Raw genomic sequence first — 23,197 nt, forward strand, 5'->3', positions numbered from 1 at the left:
GTTTTTCATTGTGACCTTATACGAATTCAATCAGTAAATCTTGGCTAGCAATGGCTTCGCCTTCTTTGACGTGGACTGCTTTAATCTCACCGTCTTCTGGTGCTTGGATCGTCGTTTCCATCTTCATCGCTTCCGTAACGAGCAGTTGTTCTCCTTTACGGACACGTGTACCTGTCTCAACAAGTACTTTCAACACGCTACCCGGCATCGATGCACCGATTTGTTTTGCGTTGCTCCGGTCCGCTTTTGGACGACTCGATGAACTTTCTTTGATGCTGATATCCTTCACTTCGACTTCACGCGGCACGCCGTTCATCTCGTAATAAATCGTCCGCATCCCGTGATCGTCTGGCTGACCAATCTGAATCAACTTGAGGTAGAGTGTCTTGCCTCGTTCGATTTCAACCTCGATCGTCTCACCTAGACGCATTCCATGGAAGAACGTATTCGTATCAAGAACAGAGATGTCACCGTATCGTGCTACGTACGAACTGTAGTCCATGAAGACTTTTGGATAGAGCGCATACGCAAGTGCATCAAATTCTGTGACCGGTCGTTCAAGTTTTTCGAACAACTCATGTTTGATCGCATCAAAGTTGAGCGGTTCCATCATTTTACCAGGACGCTCCGTTAGTGGAGCAGCTCCTTTGAGAATTGCCCGTTGAACGTCTTGCGGGAAACCATCCGGTGGTGTTCCAAGTTCTCCTTTCATCAGTTCGACGACTGAATCTGGGAAATCAAGTCCGCCTGCTCGATGCAAGACATCTTCTTCCGTCAAATGATGTTGGACCATGAAGAGCGCCATATCTCCGACGACTTTCGATGATGGCGTAACTTTGACGATATCGCCAAACAGCATGTTGACACGTGCATACATCTCCTTGACTTCAGACCAACGATCCGCAAGACCGACAGCTTTTGCTTGTTGCTGTAAGTTCGAGTATTGTCCACCTGGCATCTCGTGATCGTAGACCGTTGGATTCGGCGCAATCATATCGAGTTCGAATGCTTGGTAGAGATGACGTACATCTTGCCAATAATCCGAAACCTGTTCAAACTTTTGCGCTGAAACGAGCGGCTGACGTGGATGACCACTTAAGGCATGAATCAAGCTACCGCCCGCTGGTTGACTCGTCAGACCCGACATACTTGATGCTGCAACGTCGACGACGTCAACACCGGCATCAATCGCACGCGCATACGTGTAGATTCCGTTTCCACTCGCATCATGTGTGTGAAGATGGATTGGTAACGATACCGCATCTTTAAGTGCTGACACGAGCGCATAAGCCGCTTCCGGTTTCAGAAGACCTGCCATATCTTTGATGGCAATGATTTGGGCGCCACTTTCTTCGAGCTTTTTCGCCAAATTGACATAATACGGCAGATGATATTTCGGACGATTCGCATCGAACAGATCGCCTGTATAACAGACTGCCGCTTCCGCGATTTTACCTGTTGGCAAGACTGCATCGATTGCAAGTTGAATCGACTCCGGGTTGTTCAGACTATCGAAAATCCGGAAGACGTCGACTCCAGCTTGTGCTGCTTCCTTGACGAACGTATGGATGACGTTGTCCGGATAGTTCTTGTATCCAACAGCATTCGCACCACGAAGCAACATTTGAATCAAGACGTTCGGCATCTTTTCACGCAATTTCATCAGGCGAACCCATGGATCTTCAGACAAGAATCGGTACGCGACATCAAACGTCGCACCACCCCAGGCTTCGACAGAGAACAATTCAGGTAGCAATTTCGCTTCTGCCTCTGCGATAGCGACGAGATCCTTCGTCCGCATTCGTGTGGCAAGTAACGATTGATGAGCATCACGGAATGTCGTATCCGTCAGCAGAACGTGTTCTTGTGCTGTCAACCATTTCGCGACGGCTTCCGGACCTTCCGCATCAAGGATCGCTTTTGCTCCTGGTGTATAATCCGCCGGAAGCACTTTCGGAATCCGGACATCGCGTGCAAGCGGCTTGTCCAATTTTCCGATTCCCGGGAATCCATTGACGGAAACCTCTCCGATGTATGTCAAGAGCTTCGTTCCTCGGTCTTGACGTTTCGGGAAGATGAATAACTCTTGTGTATCATCGATGAACGATGTGTTGTAATCACCGCTGACGAACGCATGGTGCTTCAAAACGTTACTTAGGAACGGAATGTTCGTCTTGATACCACGGATCCGGAATTCACTTAGGTTTCGACGCATCTTCGCGACGGCTTGGTCGTAAGTCAAACCATGCGTCGAGATTTTAACGAGCAATGAATCATAATATGGCGAAATCTCTGCTCCGACGTAGGCATTCCCACCATCGAGACGTACTCCAAAACCACCTGGTGAACGGTAGGCTTTAATCTTCCCAGTATCCGGTAAGAAGCCATTTTCAGGATCTTCCGATGTAATACGACTCTGAATCGCAAAACCAAGCATCTTAATATCTTCTTGTTGCGGAATACCAACGAGGTCGCTATGTAACGATTCACCTTCAGCGACACGAATTTGCGTCTGAACGATATCGACGCCTGTAATCATTTCTGTAATCGTGTGTTCGACCTGAACACGTGGGTTTACTTCGATGAAATAGAACGATTCATCTTGCGTGACGAGAAATTCGACCGTTCCTGCATTTTCGTATCCGACATGTTTCATCAACGTGACCGCTGCGTCACAAATCTTTTGTCGACCTTCGTCTGAAAGCGTCACACATGGTGCCACTTCGACGACTTTTTGGTGACGACGTTGCACGGAACAATCCCGTTCGAACAAGTGAATGATGTTTCCGTGTGCATCTCCAATGATTTGGACTTCAATATGTTTTGGACGTTCAATCAATTTTTCAACGTAAATCTCATCCGAACCGAATGCCTTCAGGGCTTCTGATTTCGCGCGTTCGATCATATCTGGAAGCTCTTCTTCTGTCCGAACGACACGCATACCACGTCCACCGCCACCAAGCGATGCTTTGACCATTAGCGGATAGCCTGCTTGTTCTGCAAACGCATATGCTTCGTCAATCGACGAGATTGGACCATCCGTTCCCGGAATGACAGGAAGACCTGCTTCAATCGCTGTTGTCCGAGCGCGTACTTTATCCCCGAATTTGTAAAGATGTTCTTCTTGCGGTCCGATGAAGATGATGCCTTCTTCGCGACAACGTTTTGCCAGCTCAATGTTCTCAGAGAGGAATCCATAACCAGGATGGATTGCATCACATTCGGCTTTTTTCGCTGTTGCGATGATATCTTCAATATCGAGATAGGCTTCGATCGGTTTTTTTCCTTCTCCGATTCGGTACGCTTCATCAGCTTTATAGCGATGAAGAGAACCCATGTCCTCTCGCGAATAAATGGCAACGGTACGAATACCGAGTTCTGTCGCTGCACGGAAAACGCGAATCGCGATTTCCCCACGGTTTGCTACGAGAATCTTCTGGATTTTAGTCAACTGATGCTCCCCCTTTAGTTAATGAGCTTGTGGCACTCATCGAACGTGCAGTCTGCACTTCTTTATGATACGCCAAGCGATATTTATTTTGCATGGAAATGTTTGCCATTACACCAAGCATCGTACTCATGACGAGTAGCGATGATCCACCGTAACTGATGAATGGCAAGGTAACGCCTGTACCTGGAAACAGACCAGACATCGCCGCGATGTTGATACATGTCTGGATAAAGATGATACCTGAAATACCGAGCGCGAGCATACTCGAGTAAAGTGAGACACACCGATTAGCGATGATTGCCCCTTGAATCATCAAGTAGAACAATAGACCGAGTACGACGAGGACACCGACGAATCCAAGCTCCTCTGAGATGATCGACATGATATAGTCGGTTTCAGGTTCCGGCAAATAGCCATACTTCTGAAAACTATTCCCGAGACCGACCCCGAATACCCCCCCATGGGCAATCGATATGACGGAATTGATCAGCTGATATCCCTTTCCTTCTGCATCAAGAAATGGGTTTAAACTTGCTTGAATCCGTTGCATCTGATTATCGGAAAAATTATTCCAAGCATACATGAAAATGAGTGGAACACTAATGGCACAAAGCGCGATGTATCCACTAGGTAATCCGACAGCGAATAAGATCATGGCGGTGACGAGTAAAAGAATGAATAGACCACCGTCGTCCGGCTGCATACGAATGATGATCGCATATGGTGCCAGTAACACGACCATTGGAATCAAAATCCAGTCCGAGAAACTAAGTAAAATGCGTCGTCCTGAAGTCGTCCCTTTAATTTGACGATGAATGAAATGATGTACGATTCCAATCACCCCGTCCATTTTTCCTTTATGTTTTTGATCAAAATAACTGGCGAGTCCTACGACGAGGACGAATTTACAGAGTTCGATCGGTTGAATCAAGAAAATACCGAAGTTCAACCATGCGCGGGCACCGTTTAGTGGAGCAGAGAACAACGTTGCCATCAACATCAACCATGTAATCAAATAAAGGAGTAAACGAATGACCGGTCCACGGAACACCTCATGGTTAATTTGCGAAACGAAAAGGAACAGCGCGATAGCCATCGCATCAAACATCAACTGCTTCTCAAAGAAGGACGTATTCGCATAATCTCCACCGTTCCACACGCTCGCACTATAGACCATGACCGTACTGATCGCCATGAGGATGAGCATCGTAAAGAATAGACCATAGTCAAAAAATGCTCGTTTTTCTTTAAACTTCGCTAACATATGTACACGTCCTTTTTTCATTTTCTAAAAAAAAATACCCAAACGCCGCATTTCACGTTTGAGTAGAAAATCAGCACGTCTCCGCATCATGTAAATCAGATAATTGCTGTTCAAGTGATTCGAGCAATTGTTTCCCTTCACCCGCATCAATCAGTTCAAGACGCACCGCAAAATCAATCTGACGGGACAATCCGAACATTTGTGTATCCAATACTTCCTCGTAAAGAGGACATTGTGGCATCGTTAAATTCGCAAGCTGGACCTCGATCAACCGGCGGATTTTTTGTGCATCCGCTTCTAGTAGCTCAAGAGCGCGCTGGCGATGAACTGTCTCGATTTCAGTTGACAATCCAATCCCTCCTCATCAAATGACGCGTTCCTGTTATAGCTAAACTTTACCTTACTTTCGCCAACAATTCAACGTTTCGGTATAATGGATTTGTTGGACTTACACATTTAGGGGGTATAACAAATGATTTTTCCGATTAACGGTAAAGTACGGCATCAGTTGACGATTGATCCGACAGTCTGGATCTTTGATGAACGAAAGGTGGCAATCGAGAAAATCGGGCAACCAGCCGACACAAGTGAACAAGAAGCGTACTACGCAAAAATGGGGGCTGCGTGGGATAAAGGCATCATGGAAGGGAGTCGAACAGATCATAATCGTCCGATGACACGTGCTGAAAAAGAAGCTGCTCTTCAAGGTTCATTTGCGATGGCACTTGCACCATTCATCCGGAATGCTGAGCTCTTACCGGATGCAACTGCTATTCGGTTTGAAGGCGAAGAGACAGTCGAGTTACCACTTGAACAACTCGATGAAGTGTATCTTCAATTTTCGCAAGATGGCAAAGTGTTAGCAGATGGACCAGTTCATCTATTACTCGGGCAACGGATCGTTAAATCCGTTCATACCGTCACCGTCTTATAACGAAATCTAATAAAAATGTGGTGCGCCTGAATAGACGCACCACATTTTTTATAATAGATCGGCTGCGAGACGCGCTAAGTTCGAACGCTCTCCTTTGACGAGTTTGACATGTCCTGTCATCTTCTCATTTTTGAGTCGTTCTACCGCGTAAGATAAACCATTCGAATACTCATCTAAATACGGATGGTCGATTTGTTGCGGATCCCCGACTAATACGATCTTCGAATTTTCTCCGACTCGTGTCAGAATCGTCTTCACTTCGTGTTTCGTTAGATTCTGTGCCTCATCGATGATGATGAATTGTCCCGGCATGCTTCGCCCTCGAATATACGTCAACGCTTCGAGTTGAATCGTCTTCATCCCAGCGAGAATGTTACCAAGTTCGTCTCCCGATCCCGTATTGAAGAGATGCTCAAGGTTATCATAGATCGGTTGCATCCACGGACGAAGTTTTTCTTCCATTTCGCCTGGCAAGTAGCCGATATCATTTCCCATCGGCACGACAGGACGCGCGACGACCAGTTTTTTATATTTGTGTTCATCTTCTACTTGCAGTAGACCTGCTGCAAGCGCGAGTAACGTTTTCCCTGTACCTGCCTTACCAACAAGTGTGACAAGTGGTACATCGTCACGTAGTAATAGTTCAAATGCCATCCGTTGTTGAACATTTCGTGGTACGACACCCCAAACTTGATCAACATCGATCGAAAGTGCCCGGATGATCGGCAAGTTCTGATCGACGACAGCAATAGCAGAGGCTTTTGACATATTACTTTTTAAAATGACGAATTCATTTGGCTGTACTTTTTCTGGCAAGACATCTACCGAAAGTCGCTTGTCTTGATAAAAGGCATCGATATATTCCTGATCGACGGTCACTTCAATGAATCCTGTATAAAGACCGGTCAGATCAGCGATATGGTCCGTCATATAATCTTCAGCGACTAATCCATACGCATCTGCTTTAACACGAACTAAGATATCTTTTGAAACGAGAATGACATCTCGTGGTGTCGCCTCCGCTTGTTGTTCACGATGAATCGACCATGCGAGCTCGATGATCTTGTTATCGTTTGATTCATGCGTAAATGGTGAACCCTCGTGAATGGAGTCACCAATATCGACTCGAAGAATGCCTCCGTTTCCAAGCGGTACTCCCGCATGAAGCTGACCCGTTTCCCGCAATTGGTCTAAAATCCGCGCTGTTTCTCGCGCGTTGCGTCCAACCTCATCCATGTTGCGTTTTTTTCCATCCAGTTCTTCTAGTACGATCGCTGGTATGACGACATCATGCTCCTGGAATTGAAAAAGAGAGAGCGGATCGTGAAGCATGACATTAGTATCAAGTACGTATATTTTTTTCATTCCATCGTTCGCCCCTTCAGAGTCGAGTTTGTGATGAATGTTACGCTTTTAGGATGCGATGAACGAGTTGATCCAACCGTTCGGCTGCCTGTTCATCGTATGTTTTTTCAATAGTCGGTCGTTGTGTGACAGCTGCTCCGTAAAACAAGATATCACGTACCTCCTCGACACGTCCTTCATAAAAGGAGAGTGGCAACGGAAGGTCTTCTTGCGGCGTAAACGCCTCGACGTCTGTACAAGTCAAGCTGTACGCAGACTGTTCAGCAAAAAAGATTAAGGTGAAGACCGGATGTTCACGTAACGTTTTGACGAGATGAGAGTCTGTTTCGATTGCAAAACGAACCGTTTGCGAATCCGTCGCATATACCCAGCTGATTGCATGTGTAATCGGCCAATGTTTAGATTGATCATGTGTAATTAGAAAAACGAGTGGTAATTGTGATAAAGCATCCAGTTGATTTGAACTAAGTTGTTGCTCTACTTTATTTGCCATGACATCACCCCCTCTATGACTTAGTGATGATATTTCGAGATATACTTCTCGATTCCCTTTTTTACATCTGAATAATCTTCTAATATGATATACTAAGAAAAAAAGGGAGGACCTGACATGCGAGTGAAATGTACGATTTGCGATAAGCGTGAAACGATTGATGATTGGTCCTTCACAGCGAAGCGATTACGCAACAAACCAGTCCGTGTCCACCTCTGTGACGAGTGCCGATCGCGCATAGAGGAACGAACACTTGAACGCCATGCTTCTGGACAATTTCATCTATACCCAACTTGGGAAACGAAACGAAAACACTGGTAACTAAAAGGTCTGCGGGAGACTTCCCTGGCAGACCTTTTTTCGTTCATCGCTCCATTCGAATCAATCGATCATCTCCGGTAGATGGATTTCCTCTACCGTCCGTATTGTTCGTAATATAATAAATCGACGTCTCATCAATCCACACATCTCGAATCCGGCCTTGGTTTTCGACGATGCTCTTGACTTGTTTCGTCTCTAAATCGATTGTTTGTAATCGTTGTCCGACAAGTGTTGCAAAATACAGTGTATCGTCTGCTACTGCAACTCCACTTGGTGCAACAGATTGCTCTCCTACTTCGTACCACGGCGTCACCAGTCCGTCTGCTTGTTCTTTTCCTTCAATCGTCGGCCATCCATAGTTTTTTTGTTCGATTCGATTAATTTCATCGTGTCCACTTTGACCGTGCTCACTTGCATACAATTGATCATCGACGAAAACAAGTCCTTGTGGATTACGATGTCCAAGACTATAAACATATCCTTTTTGATTCCCCTCGAACGGTTTTCCTTCAGATGTGATGCGTAAAATTTTTCCTGCAAGTGAATCGATGTCTTGCGCCAACTCAGGATTTGCCGCGTCTCCTGCTGTGACGTAGAGCGCGTCTTCAGGTCCCCACTCCAGCCGTCCTCCGTTATGAATCGTCGCTCCCGGAATATCGTCGAGTAAGACACGTTCTTCCGTCCACTGGTCGCCTTCTTCTTTTATCGCAATGACGCGATTCGTTGCTTGTCCTTGTTTTGCGTACGTGTGGTAGACGTATGCCGTCTTATTGTCCTTAAAATCAGGATCAAGTACCATCCCAAGCAATCCACCTTCTCCTTCAGCGAGTACATCCTCTTTCAGCTGAAGGCGCATCCGTTCATAATCACCTTGTTCCCCTTTAACAATCGTTCCCTCTCGTTCTGTGATGTAAAATACCTCTCCTTCTCGGACGATATTCCACGGTGCGTTTAGCTCTTTAAATACAACTCCTTCTTGCGATTGAGATGATTGCGTCGCTTCTTGATCGCCTGAATCCTGCTGATTATTTTCCTGTGTCGTCTGATTTGTTTCCTCTGTTGACGATTCTTCTGACGTTTGCGTACAGCCCACCAGAATCCCCGCTAACAGGAGGGGTATGACATACCTTATTTTCACTGTTTTCTCCCCCTTTTAGTATTCTTGTTCCCGCTTCCCTTTAAATCATGCATCTGAATTGGCTCAAAAAAAGAACGAACCTCCGAAGAGATTCGTTCTTTTGATTCATGACATGCTTCCGTCAAGAAGCTGTCCGTTCACGTTCACGCTTGACCATCCACATCCGGAAGCGATAAATGCCAAGGACGAAGACCATCGCAAGGAGTACTTCAGGAATCGGCCATGTCCAGAAGACAAGCGTCAATGCTGCTGAGAATACGGCGAGCAAGAGATAGACGATCAGTGATTTCCACCATGCTAGTTCCTTTGCAAATCCTAACTTAAAGACGACAAGCGTCAAGATGACGACGGTGATCATTAAAGGATAAAATCCCGCTTCGATGTTATTCGGATCACTTCCAATACCGAGAAGTTTGGCGATGAACGGAATATCGTATTTCGAGAAATCAGAAGCAACGGCAGCTTGTGCATTCATTGCCAGTCCCCCTATTCGTTCAAGACTTAATCTTTACCTAGACGACGACGTTTTTCTTGTTTTTCACGTTCGTTCTTGTTCAAGACTTGTTTACGGAGACGAACCGATTGTGGCGTGATTTCACAGTACTCATCTTCGTTTAAGAATGTCAACGACTCTTCAAGTGAGAAGACACGTGGACGTTTAAGAACGTTCGTTGAATCTTTTGCAGATGCACGCATGTTCGTTAATTGTTTTGCTTTAACGACGTTGACAGCGAGATCGACATCACGGTTACATTCGCCGATGATCATACCTTCGTATACTTCGATACCAGGCTCGATGAAGATCGTTCCACGGTCTTCAAGAGCTGAGATCGCGTAAGCAGTTGCTTTACCTGTTTCGATTGAGACCATAACTCCACTACGACGTCCACCGATATCCGCTTGGATGAACGGACGGTATTCTTCGAATGTGTGGTTCATGATTCCGTATCCGCGTGTTGCAGAGAGGAATTCGTTACGGTAACCGATCAAACCACGTGAAGGAACGATGAATTCCATCTTCGTTTGACCGTTATCCATTGTTTGCATGTTCGTCAATTCACCTTTACGGAGACCGATTGATTCCATGACAGAACCTGTGTACTCTTCCGGTGTATCGATGACGACGCGCTCGAATGGCTCGACTTTGACGCCTTCTTCTTCTTTGATGATTACTTGCGGTTTCGATACTTGAATTTCGTATCCTTCACGGCGCATGTTTTCGATCAAGATCCCGAGGTGAAGTTCTCCACGACCAGAAACGATCCAGCGGTCTGGTGAATCCGTGTTTTCGATACGGAGTGAAACGTCTGTTTCGAGTTCTTTTTCAAGACGCTCTTCGATTTTACGTGAAGTAACGAGATCCCCTTCACGACCAGCGAATGGCGAGTTGTTGACGATGAACGTCATTTGAAGCGTTGGCTCATCGATACGTAATAATGGGAGTGGATCAACATGTGAAGTCGGGCAAACCGTTTCACCAACGTTGATGTCTTCCATACCAGCGATCGCAATCAAGTCTCCTGCTTTTGCAGTTTCGATTTCGACACGTTTAAGACCAAAGTAACCGAACAACTTCGTAACGCGGAAGTTTTTCGTTGAACCGTCAAGTTTCGAAAGCGAAACGCTGTCGCCAACTTTGATTTCTCCACGGAAGACACGACCGACACCGATCCGTCCAAGGTAGTTATCATAGTCAAGCATCGTCACTTGGAACTGAAGCGGCTCCATTGTGTTATCGACAGGCGCTGGTGTGTGCTCAAGAATTAAATCAAGAACGTTCGTGATTGTATCTTCTTGTTTCTCTAATTCAGGTTCGAATGAACTTGAGCCGTTAACTGCCGATGCATAAACGACTGGGAATTCGAGTTGATCTTCGTCAGCTCCGAGGTCGATCAAGAGATCAACGACTTCGTCGACGACTTCAAGAGGACGGACCATCGGTTTGTCAATTTTGTTGACGACGACGATTGGTTGTAGTCCTTGCTCGAGTGCTTTTTTCAAAACGAAACGTGTTTGTGGCATACAGCCTTCACGTGCATCGACAACGAGGATAACGCCATCAACCATACGCATGATTCGCTCAACTTCTCCACCGAAATCGGCGTGTCCTGGCGTATCAACGATGTTGATGCGTGTGTTCTTGTAGTCAATTGCAGTGTTTTTTGCAAGAATCGTGATTCCACGTTCCCGCTCGATGTCATTTGAGTCCATTGCGCGTTCTTCGACTTGTTCGTTCGTACGGAACGTACCAGACTGTTTCAAAAGCTCATCTACTAAAGTTGTTTTACCATGGTCAACGTGGGCGATGATCGCAACGTTGCGTAAATCATTTCGTACTAATGTTGTCATAGGTGTGTACCTCTTTCTATTCATTTAAATAAATCTTATCATACTTTCGGTCAACTTTAAGAGTATAGCACAGGTAGAGTCCTAATTGGCAATGACTAAGATTCGACATCACTACGAAAGCCTTTTCATTATACTTCATTCACGCTACACTGTTAACGTACTCACGGGTAGAGGGGGAAAAGAACATGCGTCTGCTATTTTTATTACTCGCCATGCTTGCAGTAGGATCCATGGCAGCCATCGGTATCTTCATTGCGGAACAAAACGTACCGATGACGATCGCCTCTGTCATCTTGATGATTGTTGCGATGGGTGCCGGATTCGTTTTAAAGGCACGTTTACGAAAACAAGCATGAGCAAAGAGGTTCCTTTCGTTCAAGACGAAAGGAACCTCTTTTAATCTTCTTGTGTTTGAACGAACGTCAATACATCCTCTACGAATGTATGGCTCCCTGCTAATACACTCGTTTGTTCGAGAAATGACATCGATTCACCTGTGATCGTACCGACACGCCCACCGACTTCTTCAATCAATAATTGACCGGCTGCGTAATCCCAAGGCATGTTACGCATCGTAATATATCCATCTACCCTACCGGCAGCAGTCCATGCGAGTTCCAGTGAAGCTGCACCGATCGCTCTCACTCCTACCGCGTGTCGTACGAGTGGGGCAAGACGATCTGTGTTGATTCGACGGTTCGGTGTGACCCATGTCGCATTCATACAAATGATTGCTTCTTTAACACTTCGCTCTGTCAGTTGCGGCAATCGAATACCGTTTTGATAAGCCCCTTGTCCTTTGATGACATGGAACAACTCGTCTGCCATGACATCGTAAACGAATCCGTACCGTAATTCTCCTTCTATCATAATGGCAATCGAGATGGCGAACATTCGTTTTTGACGGATGAAGTTCATCGTTCCATCGATCGGATCAACGAACCAGATTGTTCCTTCAAGTGTATCAGGTCGAGCAATCCGACCTTCTTCGCCATAAATATGATGATTTGGATATCGATCAAGAATACCTCGAATCAATAAATCTTCGACTGCTTGATCAATCTCCGTCACTAAATCACTTTTTCCAGTTTTTTGTTCGATGTGATACGACACATCGATCTTTTCGCGAATGTACTTCCCTGCGCGCTTAATCAAATCTATCGCATCCAACTCGATTTGCATCGTACTTCACTCCTTCATCATCGTTTCCAGCTTCTTCTATAGTAACAAAAAAAGAAAACCAGCGAACGATTCGCTGGTTGAAGTATTAATATTTTGTTATAAGGTAGAGACAAGGACGTTGAAATCAAGCTTCAAGACGTACCATCTCTTGGCGATATTTTTCGAGGCGCTCTTTACTTGCACCAACAGCTTCTGCGTCACTTGCCACCATGGCATCATGCAATGTAGCAAGCTCATAATCGATTTCAAGACGCAACACAGGAATGCGTTTTTCTGCATCTTTTCTTTTGTATGCTTCTATCACTTGTTTCACAGTAACCACACTCCTTCGCGGGATAAACAGAGGTTTAATTTGTCAGACAATTGCGACTTATTAGTGGATTGAATCTATAATAGTACGATTCAACTTAGATGTAAAGCATCTAATTTTAAAAAATACAGTTTCACATATTTGTAAGGACAACGTCTTGTATGTAGTATATAGCCGCTTCCTTTCCACTTTAAACAAATGTTGATCATTTCCCGCACATTTCCAGTCGAATCAAAGAAGGACTCCCACACGATTGCGTAGGAGTCCTATCTACTTCATCCAATTATTTTTTCATACGAACGAGGGGCTCTTCTTGACGTTTTGCCTGTTGCATCGTCCGATAACTCGAGCAACCTGTTTCTTCTGAATAAAACTGGTCCCACTGTTTCTCCTCGGACTTCGAGGTAACGATTTGTTTGAATTCACGATAGGCTTCGAGTAACCTTTGACGTTCAACACCTGTCTCATAGGCTTGCTCGACTAAATTGAAGAAGTCGATGACTTTCACGATTTCTTCAGTTGACCAATCGGAATTAAGCGGATAATTCAATGCCATCATTCCCACTTCCTTTCTGCACTTTTCTATTTTACACGGAAAAGAAGCATAAAACAGTTGCAACCATCCGAAAACTTGTTATAGTTAGCTTGTTTGATTGTATTTTTATTCGGTTTTAAGGGGGGAAATCTGGTGCAAACAAAAAGCTTAACACAGCTCGATACACCTTTATTCGATGCGCTACTTGCGCATGCGAAACGTCAACCAATTCAATTTCATATTCCCGGTCATAAAAATGGTCAAGGAATGGATCCAGCCTTTCGATCGTTCATCGGTCAGAATGCGCTCGATATCGATTTAATCAATATCGCTCCCCTTGATGATCTTCATCATCCAAAGGCAATCATTAAGGAAGCGCATCAATTGGCAGCACAAGCCTTCCAGGCCGACGAAACATTCTTTTCCGTACAAGGAACATCAACAGCAATCATGGCGATGATCATGAGTGTCGTCGGACCTGATGATAAAATTCTCGTTCCTCGGAATGTCCATAAATCGGTGATGTCAGCTATCGTTCTTTCTGGTGCGCATCCGATTTTCATTCACCCTGAGTTTGATGAGACGTTTGGGATCGCTCACGGTATCACACCAAGCGCAGTAGAACGTGCCCTTGCTCTTCACCCGGACACGAAAGCAGTCCTCGTCATTAACCCGACTTACTTCGGCGTTGCTGGTGACTTGGAGAGCATCGTCAAGCTTTCCCATAGTAAAGGTATTCCGGTACTCGTCGACGAAGCACACGGCGTCCATATCGCCTTTCACGAAGATATGCCACTATCTGCAATGCAAGCTGGCGCCGATCTTGCCGCAACAAGTGTTCATAAACTCGGTGGATCGCTGACAGGAAGTTCTGTCTTGAATGTCCGTCGTGGACTTGTCTCTCCGGATAAAGTCCAAGCGGTGTTATCGATGTTGACGACGACATCGACCTCCTATTTATTGCTCGCATCACTTGACTGCGCACGACGCCATCTCGCAATCAACGGTGAGGCGATGAATCGTCGAGCGCTCGAACTCTCGACACGGATGCGTTTCGGATTAGCGAAGCTTCCTTATCTCGCTGTCTTCGGTGAATCAGACCTTCACTCCAGTGCGACGTTTGCCTTTGATCCGACAAAAGTGCTTGTTTCCGTAAAAGGACTTGGTATTTCTGGTCATCTTGTTGAGGAATTCTTACGCGATGAACACCGCATTGAAGTCGAGCTCTCTGATTTGAATAACATCCTCGTCATCATTACGTCTGGTGACTCAGAAGAGACAATCGATGCTTTCCTTCACGCCATGTCATTACTCGTTGCACGTTATCAAAATAGTGGTGCTGAGACAGTCGATCACTCGATCGTTCTTCCAGATATCCCGGCACTTGCTCTTAGCCCGCGTGATGCATTCTATGAAGAGACAGAAACGATTCCTTTGGTCGATGCAGTCGGACGGATTTCAGCTGAATTCATGATGGTGTATCCACCTGGTATTCCAATCTTCATTCCTGGCGAGATGATTACGACCGATAACCTGGCTTATATTAAAGAAAATATTGAAGCGGGTCTTCCGGTTCAAGGTCTTGAGGATCATTCACTCAAGACGATTAAAGTCATTCAACAATCGAATGCGATTCGATGAAGACAAGACAAAGCAGTAATCCTTATTCGACGAGGATTACTGCTTTTTTAGTCGTTTCATTCGGCGTACTCATCGTTTGGCGAACAAGGAATGAATGCCGCTAATGCTTCACCAATTACTTCAACATCCTCTCGTTCAATCGCAAATGTCCGTACTAATACTTCTCCATTTAGCACATCCTGTTGATCGAGTAGCGCTGACTGACCACCGGTTAAACTGACGACAAGCACTTTCCCAAAAAATTGTCCTGTACAGACAACAGCAAAATCATAGCGGGCTAGTGCTGTTGTCCAACCGACAAAGCGAACCTTATCCATCTCCGATACGTAATACAGCTCTTCTAAGGCAGTCACAGATTCCATGTGCGTCCACCCTCTCCGATTTTTACTTTTTCTTTTCCTTTTTTGAATCAAGACCAAACAAAAAACACCTCATTTGCGGTCGGCTCCCCGCGAATGAGGTGTTTCGGAATTACTTAATGATGTGGATTGGGCTACCGATTGCAACTTCAGCAGTTTCCATTGCGATTTCACCGAGTGATGGGTGCGCGTGGATTGTGAGTGCGATATCTTCAGCTGTCATACCAGACTCGATTGCAAGTCCCATTTCAGCGATCATATCAGATGCACCTGTACCAGCGATTTGTGCGCCGATCAAGAGACCATCTGATTTACGAGTGATCATTTTCAAGAAGCCGTCTGGCTCGTTGAGTGCAAGTGCACGACCATTCGCAGCGTAAGGGAATTTAGACGCGATGTAGTCGAGTCCTTCTTCTTTCGCTTGTGCTTCTGTGTAACCGACAGTAGCGAGTTCTGGGTCTGTGAAGACGACCGCTGGAATCGCACTGTAGTCGAGGTATGCAGGGTGTCCTGCAGCTGCTTCAGCAGCAATTTTAGCTTCGAATGAAGCTTTGTGTGCAAGTGGTGGTCCTGGAACGATATCACCGATTGCGTAGATGTTTTCGTTTGAAGTACGGCACTGATCATCGATTTCAACAAGACCACGGTCGCTGACTTTAACTTCTGCCATTTCAAGACCAAGATCGCTTGTGTTCGGGCGACGACCAACAGTGACGAGGACGTAGTCCGCTTCAACTGTTTGTGCTTCACCGTTGACTTCGAATGTTACTTTAACGCCATCTTCCGACTCTTCCACACTTTGAGCAAGTGCTTCGTTGTGGATTGTGATGTTACCTTTTTGTTTGAGCTTTTTCTTAACGACTTGCGTCATAGCAGGCTCGAAACCAGAAAGGATATCTTTTGTTCCTTCAAGAATAACGACTTCTGTATCGAAGTTCGCATACGCTGTACCAAGTTCCATCCCGATGTATCCGCCACCGATGACGATGAGTTTTTTCGGGATTTCAGGAAGGTTCAATGCGCCTGTTGAAGAAAGAACACGTTTTGACCATTTGAAAGCTGGAAGTTCGATTGGAGTCGAACCTGTCGCGATGATACATTTCTTGAATTTGTAAGGAGTCGAAGAATCTTCGTTGATGATACGAACTGTATCTTCTGATTGGAAGTAAGCTTCCCCAACGACAGTCTCGACTTTGTTCCCTTTAAGAAGACCACTAACGCCGCCAGTCAATTTGTTGACGACTGATTGTTTCCAAGTTTGAACTTTCGAGAAATCGACAGTTGCATTCTCAGAAGTGATCCCCATATCGCTTGAACCTTTAGCATGCTGGAAGTTGTGACCTGCAGTGATCAAGGCTTTTGATGGGATACATCCAACGTTTAAGCAGACACCGCCGACGTTTTCACGTTCAACGATTGTTACTTTCATACCGAGTTGCGCGCCGCGGATTGCAGCAACGTAACCACCAGGGCCAGCCCCGATTACGAGTAAATCTGTTTCTTGTGCGAATTCACCTACTACCATTGCTTATCCCTCCATGATGAGAAGTTGTGGGTCGTTCAATAGGCGTTTAACTAAGTTAAGCGCGTTTTGTGCAGTTGCACCATCGATGAGACGGTGGTCGAAGCTGAATGAAAGTGCAAGAACTGGTGCAGCGACGATTTCGCCGTTTTTAACGACTGCTTTTTCAGCGATACGGCCGATACCGAGGATTGCAACTTCTGGGTGGTTGATGACTGGTGTGAACCACTGACCGCCAGCAGAACCGATGTTAGTGATCGTGATTGATCCGCCTTTCATCTCGTCGCCAGAAAGTTTACCTTCGCGTGCTTTACCAGCAAGGTCGTTGATGTCGTCAGCGAGTGAGAAGATTGATTTACGATCTGCATCTTTAACGACTGGTACGACAAGACCGTTGTCTGTATCTGCAGCGATACCGATGTTGAAGTAGTTTTTGTAGACGATTTCTTCGTTTACATCGTCGATTGATGCGTTGATTGCTGGGTATTTTTTAGCAGCAGCAGTCAATGCTTTCACGACGAATGGAAGGTAAGTCAATTTCGTACCTTGAGCAGCCGCAACTTCTTTGAAGTTTTTACGGAGTGCTACGAGGTTCGTAACATCGACTTCGTCCATAAGTGTTACGTGTGGAGCTGTATGTTTCGAGTTAACCATTGCTTTCGAAATCGCTTTACGGATTCCTTTGATTTTCTCGCGTGTTTCAAGTTCAGGTTGAGCAGCAACGTAAGGCTTAACTTCTGTTTTTGGTGCAGAAGCAGCTGCAGCTGGTGCTTTTTCTTCTGTTGCTGGTGCTTCAGAAGTTTGACCACCGTTTGCGAAAGCATCGATGTCTTCTTTGACGACACGACCGTTGTCTCCAGAACCTTGGACTTCACGGATGTCGACACCTTTTTCACGTGCATATTTACGGACAGAAGGCATCGCGATAACGCGTTCTGATTTATGGATTTGAACCTCGTTTGGTTTGTCTTCCACTTTTTGATCCGTATCTTGAACGTCTTTCGCGTTGTCTTCAGCTTTTGGTTGCTCTGCTTCTTCAGAAGGAGCAGAACCTTCGCCTTCGACTTCGAATGTGATGAGGACGTCGCCAACGACAGCTACGACACCTTCGTCAACTTTTACTTCTTTAACAGTACCATCTACTGGTGATGGGATTTCAACGACTGCTTTATCGTTTTGTACTTCAAGAAGAACGTCGTCTTCCTTGACAGTGTCGCCCGCTTTTACGAACCACTTTACGATTTCACCTTCATGAATACCCTCACCGATATCCGGCAATTTGAATTCAAATAAACCCATTTGAATATGCCTCCTTTTAGTTCACTCTTCTAGTCGATTGTTATCTGTAAAAACGGAAGCAAGGAGAGAATGGAACCCTCTCCTTATTTTCCGAAATGCTTTTAGAAATTGTAGACAGTTTTGACTTTCTCGACGATATCTTTGTGATCTGGGATCCAGACGTCTTCACCTTGTGCGAATGGGAAGATTGTATCTGGTGCAGCAACACGAAGAATCGGTGCTTCGAGGTCAAGGATTGCGCGCTCTTGGATTTCAGTTGCAACCATTGCAGCGATACCCGCTTGTTTTTGTGCTTCTTGAACGACGACGACACGGTTTGTTTTCTTGACAGAAGCAAGAATCGTATCGATATCGATTGGGCTGATTGTCATCAAGTCGATGATTTCGACGCTGATGTTTTCTTTTTCAAGCTCTTCCGCTGCTTTAAGTGAAGCGTGTACCATCGCACCGTAAGTGACGATCGTGACATCTGTACCTTCACGTTTTACGTCAGCTTTTCCGAGTTCGATTGTGTAATCGCCCTCTGGCACTTCACCGCGGAATGAACGGTAGAGTTTCATGTGCTCGAGGAATACGACTGGGTCGTTGTCACGGATTGACGCGATCAAGAGACCCTTTGCATCGTATGGTGTTGAAGGAATGACAACTTTAAGTCCTGGTGACTGAGCCATGAGTCCTTCAAGGTTATCTGCGTGAAGTTCCGGTGTTTTAACACCGCCACCGAATGGTGAACGGATTGTTACAGGTGCACTGTAAGTGCCGCCTGAACGGTAACGGAGACGCGCAAGTTGTGCTGCGACTGAATCGAATACTTCGAATACGAATCCGAAGAATTGGATTTCCATGATTGGACGGAATCCTGTCAGACTGAATCCGACAGCAAGACCACCAATACCTGATTCCGCAAGTGGTGTATCGAAGACGCGGTCTTCGCCAAGCTCATCTTGAAGACCTTCTGTCGCACGGAATACCCCACCGTTTTTACCGACGTCTTCACCGAACAAGAGAACTTGTTCGTCGCGTTTCATCTCGACGCGCATTGCGTCAGTGATCGCTTGGATCATCGTCATTTGTGCCATGGGTTATTTCGACTCCTTTGCTGTATACTCATCAAGCTGCTCTTGCAGGTTTTGTGGAAGCTTTTCAGCCATCACGTTGATGAAATCTGTAACTTTTTGTTTTGGTTCTTTGTCAGCTTGTGCAAGTGCTTCCTTAACGTCAGCTTTTGCTTGCTCGATGACTTCGTTCTCTTTATCTTCGTTCCAAAGACCTTTTGTTTCCATGAAAGCACGGAAACGGACGAGTGGATCTTGTGCTTGGTACTCATCATCCATGTCTTTTGTACGGTAACGTGTTGGATCATCACCAGCGAGTGTGTGTGGTCCGTAACGGTAAGTCAATGTTTCGATCAATGTCGGAACACCGTTAAGTGCTTCAACACGAGCTTGTTTCGTAGCTGCATATACAGCGAGAACGTCCATACCGTCAACTTGGATACCGTTGATACCAGCAGCGACAGCTTTTTGAGCGATTGTTTTCGCCATTGATTGCTTTTCGACTGGTGTCGAGATTGCGAAACGGTTGTTTTGAACGACGAAGATAGCAGGTGCTTTGAAAGCTCCAGCGAAGTTCATACCTTCATAGAAGTCCCCTTGTGAAGAACCACCATCACCTGTGTAAGTGATCGCAACTTGTTCTTTACCGCTTTTCTTAAGACCGAGAGCAACACCAGCCGCTTGAACGATCTGCGCACCGATGATGATTTGTGGCATTAAGACGTTAACACCTTCAGGAATCTTACCACCTGTGATGTGTCCGCGTGAGAACAAGAATGCTTTGTAAAGTGGGAAGCCATGGAAGACCATTTGTGGAATATCACGGTATCCAGGAAGAATCCAGTCATCTTTATCCAAAGCGAATTGCGTACCGATCATTGACGCTTCTTGTCCAGCTACTGGAGCATAGAAACCAAGACGTCCTTGACGGTTAAGTGAGATTGCACGTTGGTCCCAGATACGTGTGTATACGAGACGGCGCATTAATTCCGTAAGCTCTTCGTCCGAGAGATCTGGCATAGCGTCTTTATTGACGACTTCACCTTTCTCGTCAAGAATGCGGAACGTTTCAAAGTTTTCTTCCACGTTTTTAAACATGTTTACGTTCATCTTTTCACCTCATCCTTTCACTGCGTTCAGCGAAATATTCCTCTGACTGATTTGCCCACATGACAATAGTGTCCAAAAAACGAAGTCCCGTGTGACTATCCTTTGAACATGTGTCTGTGTACCTATTCAGTTGAGTAAACTGTATTATCATGAATCGACACGTTATAGTGTCTTGTTCATTACGTTACAAGTATAAATCTGTAACACCTTAAAATCAAAGGAAATGTTTTATTTTTTTCGCTCTTTATATTGTGAATTCAATCACAAAACAAGAATATTCCATCTTCTGTATCATTCGATAATTTCCTACTGTGTTAGTTGTCATCATTCCCCACTTTCCTATGCTATACTTTTTGTAGACGAAAGGAGTGTTGTTCATGATTACCATGAATGAAATCGTACGTGAAGACGTTCCGGCTCTTCACGAACGGTCAGTAGAAGTGACCTTCCCTCTCAGCGATGAGGATAAGGAAACGATGCGACTCATGCGCGAGTTCCTCGCCAACAGTCAAGATGATGAAATTGCGAAGAAATACGATTTAAGAAGTGGCATTGGACTAGCCGCGCCACAAATCGGTGTTAACAAGCGCATGTTCGCGATCCGCTTACCGGATGGTGATGATTTGTTGGAATTTGGTATCTATAATCCAAAAATCATCAGTCATTCCGTCGAGCAGACCTATTTAACTGGCGGCGAAGGATGTTTGTCCGTCGACCGTGAAGTAGAAGGACATGTGCCGCGCTATATGCGTATTACCCTAACTGGCATCGATCATAACGGAAATCCTGTAAAATTACGTTTAAAAGGGATGAAAGCAATCGTCTGCCAGCATGAATATGACCATTTAGATGGCGTCATGTTTTACGATCGAATCGATAAAAAAGAGCCGTTTAAGGAATATGGTCCTGCCACTTAATAAAAAACTCGTTTCCAAAGCGGAAACGAGTTTTTTTTATACTTCCATGATGATCGGCATGACCATCGGATGGCGTTGTGTTTTTTCTGTTAAATACGGTGTGAGCGTATCATTGATGACTTGTTTGATGTCCGTCCATTTCGTATTACGGTTCGCGAGTGATTGATCAAGTGAACGCTTGAGTAGACGTTCAGCATCTTTAATCAAATTACCCGATTCGCGCATGTAGACGAAACCACGCGAGATGATGTCCGGTCCAGAGACGAGACGATTCGTCTTCGAGTCAAGCGTCACGACGACGACGACGAGTCCCTCTTCTGAGAGAATACGGCGATCGCGTAAAACGATGTTTCCGATGTCTCCGATTCCTTTACCGTCGACATAAACCGCATTCGCTTGAATCTTTCCAGTGATAGCGGCTGCATTCGCATCTAATGCCAGTACTTCACCGTTATCCATGACGAAGCAGTTCTCTTCCGGTACACCAGCATCCATCGCAAGCGACATATGCTTCTTCAGCATCCGGTATTCCCCGTGAATCGGCATGAAGTATTTCGGATTCAATAGACGTAACATGAGCAACTGCTCTTGTTGACTACCATGACCTGATGTATGGATATCATTCAGTTTACCGTACATGACATCTGCGCCAGCTTTATATAGCTGATTGATCGTCTTTCCGACAGAAACGACGTTTCCTGGGATTGGGGACGAAGAGAAGATGACGAGATCATCCGGAATGATCGAGATTTGACGATGTGTTCCGTTTGCGATACGGCTAAGTGCAGCCATCGGTTCTCCTTGTGAACCGGTACAAAGGATCGTCAACTCATTTGATTTATAACGTTTCATCTCGTTCGGCTCGATGATCGTACCCTTCGGCGCTTTGATGAAATCAAGTTCTTGACCAATCATCATGACCTTGTCCATACTACGTCCGAAGACGACGATTTTCCGTCCTGCTTCTACAGAAGCATTGACAACTTGTTGTAGACGATAGATATTCGACGCAAACGTCGCGAAGATGATCCGTCCTTCTGCTTTGCGGAAGATGTCTGAGATCGTTTCCCCAACGACACGTTCACTCATCGTAAACCCTTCCACTTCTGCGTTTGTTGAGTCCGATAGAAGACACAATACGCCTTCTTTACCGAGTTCAGCCATTTTCGCTAAATCAGCCGGTTCTCCGACTGGTGTGAAATCGAACTTGAAGTCCCCTGTATGCACAATGTTCCCTTGTGGTGTTTTAACGACGACGCCGAACGAGTTCGGAATCGAGTGTGTCGTACGGAAGAACGAGATGCTTGTCTTCCGGAACTTGATAATCGAATCCTCATCGATTTCATGTAGTTCCGCGTTGCGAAGCAAACCATGTTCTTCTAGTTTCACCTTGATGAGACCCATCGCGATCTTTCCTGCGTAAATCGGCAAGTTCACTTGTTTAAGCAAGAAAGGAAGACCGCCAATATGGTCTTCATGACCATGAGTGATGAAGACTCCTTTGACCTTGTCCTTGTTCTTGATCAAATAAGTGTAATCTGGAATGACGTAGTCGATTCCGAGTAATTCATCTTCAGGGAACATGACACCCGCGTCGATGACGATGATCTCATCTTGGAATTGAACGACATATGTGTTCTTTCCGATTTCCCCGAGTCCACCGAGTGCGAAGACGGCGGCTTGATGGTTTTTGACGAACTTCATTCGAACGTCGCAACCTTGAAATCAGGATGTTGTTGTTCGTATGTCAAAAATTCTCCACTGACTTCGCGGATGAACTCGATGTTGATCTCTTTGAGGTGGTCAATCGTTGATCGCACGTCACGAATGCTTTCCCCTTCTACATACATTGTTTCTGTCCGTTCACGAACAGGTGCTTCCGAACGAAGCGGTTGGTAAAATACTTTAAAAATCATGCCTAGCAACTCCTTATCAGTACATTGTTTTTTGTC

23 protein-coding genes are annotated in these 23,197 nt (G+C 45.5%); 5 read left to right on the forward strand and 18 right to left on the reverse strand.

Annotated features, from left to right (window positions below):
* Positions 1-16: 16 nt before the first annotated feature.
* The 3 genes from K6T22_RS11280 to K6T22_RS11290 all read right to left on the reverse strand — a co-directional run bounded on the left by K6T22_RS11280 (position 17) and on the right by K6T22_RS11290 (position 5,064).
* Positions 17-3,451, reverse strand: coding sequence for a pyruvate carboxylase (locus K6T22_RS11280; RefSeq protein ID WP_238237254.1), 3,435 nt, complete (start codon positions 3,449-3,451; stop codon positions 17-19).
* On the reverse strand, positions 3,444-4,715 hold the full coding sequence (locus K6T22_RS11285) for an FtsW/RodA/SpoVE family cell cycle protein (protein ID WP_238237256.1): 1,272 nt from the start codon (positions 4,713-4,715) through the stop codon (positions 3,444-3,446). Before K6T22_RS11285 ends, K6T22_RS11280 begins: the two co-directional genes overlap by 8 nt.
* 70 nt (positions 4,716-4,785) lie before the next feature.
* Positions 4,786-5,064, reverse strand: coding sequence for an Fpa/YlaN family protein (locus K6T22_RS11290; protein WP_023468835.1), 279 nt, complete (start codon positions 5,062-5,064; stop codon positions 4,786-4,788).
* Positions 5,065-5,187: 123 nt separating this feature from the next.
* Between K6T22_RS11290 and K6T22_RS11295 the strand changes: the two genes are divergently transcribed.
* On the forward strand, positions 5,188-5,649 hold the full coding sequence (locus tag K6T22_RS11295) for a hypothetical protein (RefSeq protein WP_238237258.1): 462 nt from the start codon (positions 5,188-5,190) through the stop codon (positions 5,647-5,649).
* Between the two features lie 48 nt (positions 5,650-5,697).
* On the opposite strand, the gene K6T22_RS11300 is transcribed toward K6T22_RS11295, so the two are convergent.
* Together K6T22_RS11300 and K6T22_RS11305 are read right to left on the reverse strand one after the other, a co-directional pair.
* The gene (locus tag K6T22_RS11300; protein WP_238237260.1) at positions 5,698-7,014 is read right to left on the reverse strand and encodes a PhoH family protein; all 1,317 of its coding nucleotides are present in this window, start codon (positions 7,012-7,014) and stop codon (positions 5,698-5,700) included.
* A 40-nt stretch (positions 7,015-7,054) separates the two neighbouring features.
* Positions 7,055-7,507 (reverse strand): PNPOx family protein, encoded by a 453-nt coding sequence (locus K6T22_RS11305; RefSeq protein ID WP_238237262.1) that lies wholly within the window; start codon positions 7,505-7,507, stop codon positions 7,055-7,057.
* A 117-nt stretch (positions 7,508-7,624) separates the two neighbouring features.
* On the opposite strand from K6T22_RS11305, the gene K6T22_RS11310 reads away from it, so the two are divergent.
* A complete protein-coding gene (locus K6T22_RS11310) occupies positions 7,625-7,828 on the forward strand; it encodes a YlaI family protein (protein ID WP_238237263.1) in 204 nt (67 codons plus the stop codon).
* Positions 7,829-7,871: 43 nt separating this feature from the next.
* Here K6T22_RS11310 and K6T22_RS11315 read toward each other — a convergent pair whose 3' ends face one another.
* The 3 genes from K6T22_RS11315 to typA all read right to left on the reverse strand — a co-directional run bounded on the left by K6T22_RS11315 (position 7,872) and on the right by typA (position 11,315).
* Positions 7,872-8,921, reverse strand: a complete 1,050-nt coding sequence (locus tag K6T22_RS11315; RefSeq protein WP_238237265.1) for a PQQ-dependent sugar dehydrogenase — start codon at positions 8,919-8,921, stop codon at positions 7,872-7,874.
* Between the two features lie 166 nt (positions 8,922-9,087).
* Positions 9,088-9,441 (reverse strand): YlaH-like family protein, encoded by a 354-nt coding sequence (locus tag K6T22_RS11320; RefSeq protein WP_023468841.1) that lies wholly within the window; start codon positions 9,439-9,441, stop codon positions 9,088-9,090.
* A 26-nt stretch (positions 9,442-9,467) separates the two neighbouring features.
* Entirely contained in the window at positions 9,468-11,315 is a 1,848-nt protein-coding gene (gene typA, locus K6T22_RS11325) for a translational GTPase TypA (RefSeq protein WP_023468842.1), read from the reverse strand.
* A 185-nt stretch (positions 11,316-11,500) separates the two neighbouring features.
* Between typA and K6T22_RS11330 the strand changes: the two genes are divergently transcribed.
* On the forward strand, positions 11,501-11,671 hold the full coding sequence (locus K6T22_RS11330; protein WP_023468843.1) for a DUF5325 family protein: 171 nt from the start codon (positions 11,501-11,503) through the stop codon (positions 11,669-11,671).
* A gap of 40 nt (positions 11,672-11,711) precedes the next feature.
* Here the strand turns inward: K6T22_RS11330 and K6T22_RS11335 are convergent, their stop codons facing one another.
* From K6T22_RS11335 to K6T22_RS11345, 3 genes are all read right to left on the reverse strand, one after another.
* Positions 11,712-12,497, reverse strand: coding sequence for an inositol monophosphatase family protein (locus K6T22_RS11335; RefSeq protein ID WP_238237270.1), 786 nt, complete (start codon positions 12,495-12,497; stop codon positions 11,712-11,714).
* 124 nt (positions 12,498-12,621) lie between these two features.
* Complete coding sequence (locus tag K6T22_RS11340; RefSeq protein ID WP_023468845.1) at positions 12,622-12,810, reverse strand: hypothetical protein; 189 nt, start codon at positions 12,808-12,810, stop codon at positions 12,622-12,624.
* A 280-nt stretch (positions 12,811-13,090) separates the two neighbouring features.
* Positions 13,091-13,363 (reverse strand): UPF0223 family protein, encoded by a 273-nt coding sequence (locus tag K6T22_RS11345; RefSeq protein ID WP_238237272.1) that lies wholly within the window; start codon positions 13,361-13,363, stop codon positions 13,091-13,093.
* Between the two features lie 132 nt (positions 13,364-13,495).
* On the opposite strand from K6T22_RS11345, the gene K6T22_RS11350 reads away from it, so the two are divergent.
* Entirely contained in the window at positions 13,496-14,983 is a 1,488-nt protein-coding gene (locus K6T22_RS11350; RefSeq protein WP_238237278.1) for an aminotransferase class I/II-fold pyridoxal phosphate-dependent enzyme, read from the forward strand.
* 56 nt (positions 14,984-15,039) lie between these two features.
* Here the strand turns inward: K6T22_RS11350 and K6T22_RS11355 are convergent, their stop codons facing one another.
* The 5 genes from K6T22_RS11355 to pdhA all read right to left on the reverse strand — a co-directional run bounded on the left by K6T22_RS11355 (position 15,040) and on the right by pdhA (position 20,328).
* Positions 15,040-15,345: an SAV0927 family protein gene (locus tag K6T22_RS11355; protein ID WP_238237280.1), complete on the reverse strand. Its 306-nt coding sequence runs from the start codon at positions 15,343-15,345 to the stop codon at positions 15,040-15,042.
* Between the two features lie 109 nt (positions 15,346-15,454).
* Complete coding sequence (gene lpdA, locus K6T22_RS11360; protein WP_214726927.1) at positions 15,455-16,867, reverse strand: dihydrolipoyl dehydrogenase; 1,413 nt, start codon at positions 16,865-16,867, stop codon at positions 15,455-15,457.
* Between the two features lie 3 nt (positions 16,868-16,870).
* Entirely contained in the window at positions 16,871-18,163 is a 1,293-nt protein-coding gene (locus tag K6T22_RS11365) for a dihydrolipoamide acetyltransferase family protein (RefSeq protein WP_029342177.1), read from the reverse strand.
* 101 nt (positions 18,164-18,264) lie between these two features.
* Positions 18,265-19,242, reverse strand: coding sequence for an alpha-ketoacid dehydrogenase subunit beta (locus K6T22_RS11370; RefSeq protein ID WP_023468851.1), 978 nt, complete (start codon positions 19,240-19,242; stop codon positions 18,265-18,267).
* A 3-nt stretch (positions 19,243-19,245) separates the two neighbouring features.
* On the reverse strand, positions 19,246-20,328 hold the full coding sequence (pdhA, locus tag K6T22_RS11375; RefSeq protein WP_053453884.1) for a pyruvate dehydrogenase (acetyl-transferring) E1 component subunit alpha: 1,083 nt from the start codon (positions 20,326-20,328) through the stop codon (positions 19,246-19,248).
* A 377-nt stretch (positions 20,329-20,705) separates the two neighbouring features.
* Here pdhA and def point away from each other — a divergent pair, with 377 nt between their 5' ends.
* The gene (gene def / locus K6T22_RS11380) at positions 20,706-21,245 is read left to right on the forward strand and encodes a peptide deformylase (protein WP_023468853.1); all 540 of its coding nucleotides are present in this window, start codon (positions 20,706-20,708) and stop codon (positions 21,243-21,245) included.
* A 36-nt stretch (positions 21,246-21,281) separates the two neighbouring features.
* Here the strand turns inward: def and rnjA are convergent, their stop codons facing one another.
* The gene (gene rnjA, locus K6T22_RS11385; protein ID WP_035406688.1) at positions 21,282-22,949 is read right to left on the reverse strand and encodes a ribonuclease J1; all 1,668 of its coding nucleotides are present in this window, start codon (positions 22,947-22,949) and stop codon (positions 21,282-21,284) included.
* Positions 22,946-23,161, reverse strand: coding sequence for a DNA-dependent RNA polymerase subunit epsilon (locus K6T22_RS11390; protein ID WP_029342182.1), 216 nt, complete (start codon positions 23,159-23,161; stop codon positions 22,946-22,948). Before K6T22_RS11390 ends, rnjA begins: the two co-directional genes overlap by 4 nt.
* Positions 23,162-23,197: the final 36 nt, after the last annotated feature.

The sequence above is a fragment of the Exiguobacterium acetylicum genome, assembly GCF_022170825.1.
Taxonomy (GTDB): Bacteria; Bacillota; Bacilli; order Exiguobacteriales; family Exiguobacteriaceae; genus Exiguobacterium_A; species Exiguobacterium_A acetylicum_B.

Bases quoted from the DNA above. Each gene is read 5' to 3' on its own strand.
- lpdA (WP_214726927.1), bottom strand. From the start codon at position 16,867: ATGGTAGTAGGTGAATTCGCACAAGAAACAGATTTACTCGTAATCGGG.
- K6T22_RS11365 (WP_029342177.1), bottom strand. From the start codon at position 18,163: ATGGGTTTATTTGAATTCAAATTGCCGGATATCGGTGAGGGTATTCAT.
- typA (WP_023468842.1), bottom strand. From the start codon at position 11,315: ATGACAACATTAGTACGAAATGATTTACGCAACGTTGCGATCATCGCC.
- K6T22_RS11345 (WP_238237272.1), bottom strand. From the start codon at position 13,363: ATGGCATTGAATTATCCGCTTAATTCCGATTGGTCAACTGAAGAAATC.
- K6T22_RS11335 (WP_238237270.1), bottom strand. From the start codon at position 12,497: ATGCAAATCGAGTTGGATGCGATAGATTTGATTAAGCGCGCAGGGAAG.
- K6T22_RS11295 (WP_238237258.1), top strand. From the start codon at position 5,188: ATGATTTTTCCGATTAACGGTAAAGTACGGCATCAGTTGACGATTGAT.
- K6T22_RS11310 (WP_238237263.1), top strand. From the start codon at position 7,625: ATGCGAGTGAAATGTACGATTTGCGATAAGCGTGAAACGATTGATGAT.
- K6T22_RS11330 (WP_023468843.1), top strand. From the start codon at position 11,501: ATGCGTCTGCTATTTTTATTACTCGCCATGCTTGCAGTAGGATCCATG.
- def (WP_023468853.1), top strand. From the start codon at position 20,706: ATGATTACCATGAATGAAATCGTACGTGAAGACGTTCCGGCTCTTCAC.
- K6T22_RS11320 (WP_023468841.1), bottom strand. From the start codon at position 9,441: ATGAATGCACAAGCTGCCGTTGCTTCTGATTTCTCGAAATACGATATT.
- K6T22_RS11305 (WP_238237262.1), bottom strand. From the start codon at position 7,507: ATGGCAAATAAAGTAGAGCAACAACTTAGTTCAAATCAACTGGATGCT.
- pdhA (WP_053453884.1), bottom strand. From the start codon at position 20,328: ATGAACGTAAACATGTTTAAAAACGTGGAAGAAAACTTTGAAACGTTC.
- K6T22_RS11390 (WP_029342182.1), bottom strand. From the start codon at position 23,161: ATGATTTTTAAAGTATTTTACCAACCGCTTCGTTCGGAAGCACCTGTT.
- K6T22_RS11370 (WP_023468851.1), bottom strand. From the start codon at position 19,242: ATGGCACAAATGACGATGATCCAAGCGATCACTGACGCAATGCGCGTC.
- K6T22_RS11300 (WP_238237260.1), bottom strand. From the start codon at position 7,014: ATGAAAAAAATATACGTACTTGATACTAATGTCATGCTTCACGATCCG.
- K6T22_RS11285 (WP_238237256.1), bottom strand. From the start codon at position 4,715: ATGTTAGCGAAGTTTAAAGAAAAACGAGCATTTTTTGACTATGGTCTA.
- rnjA (WP_035406688.1), bottom strand. From the start codon at position 22,949: ATGAAGTTCGTCAAAAACCATCAAGCCGCCGTCTTCGCACTCGGTGGA.
- K6T22_RS11355 (WP_238237280.1), bottom strand. From the start codon at position 15,345: ATGGAATCTGTGACTGCCTTAGAAGAGCTGTATTACGTATCGGAGATG.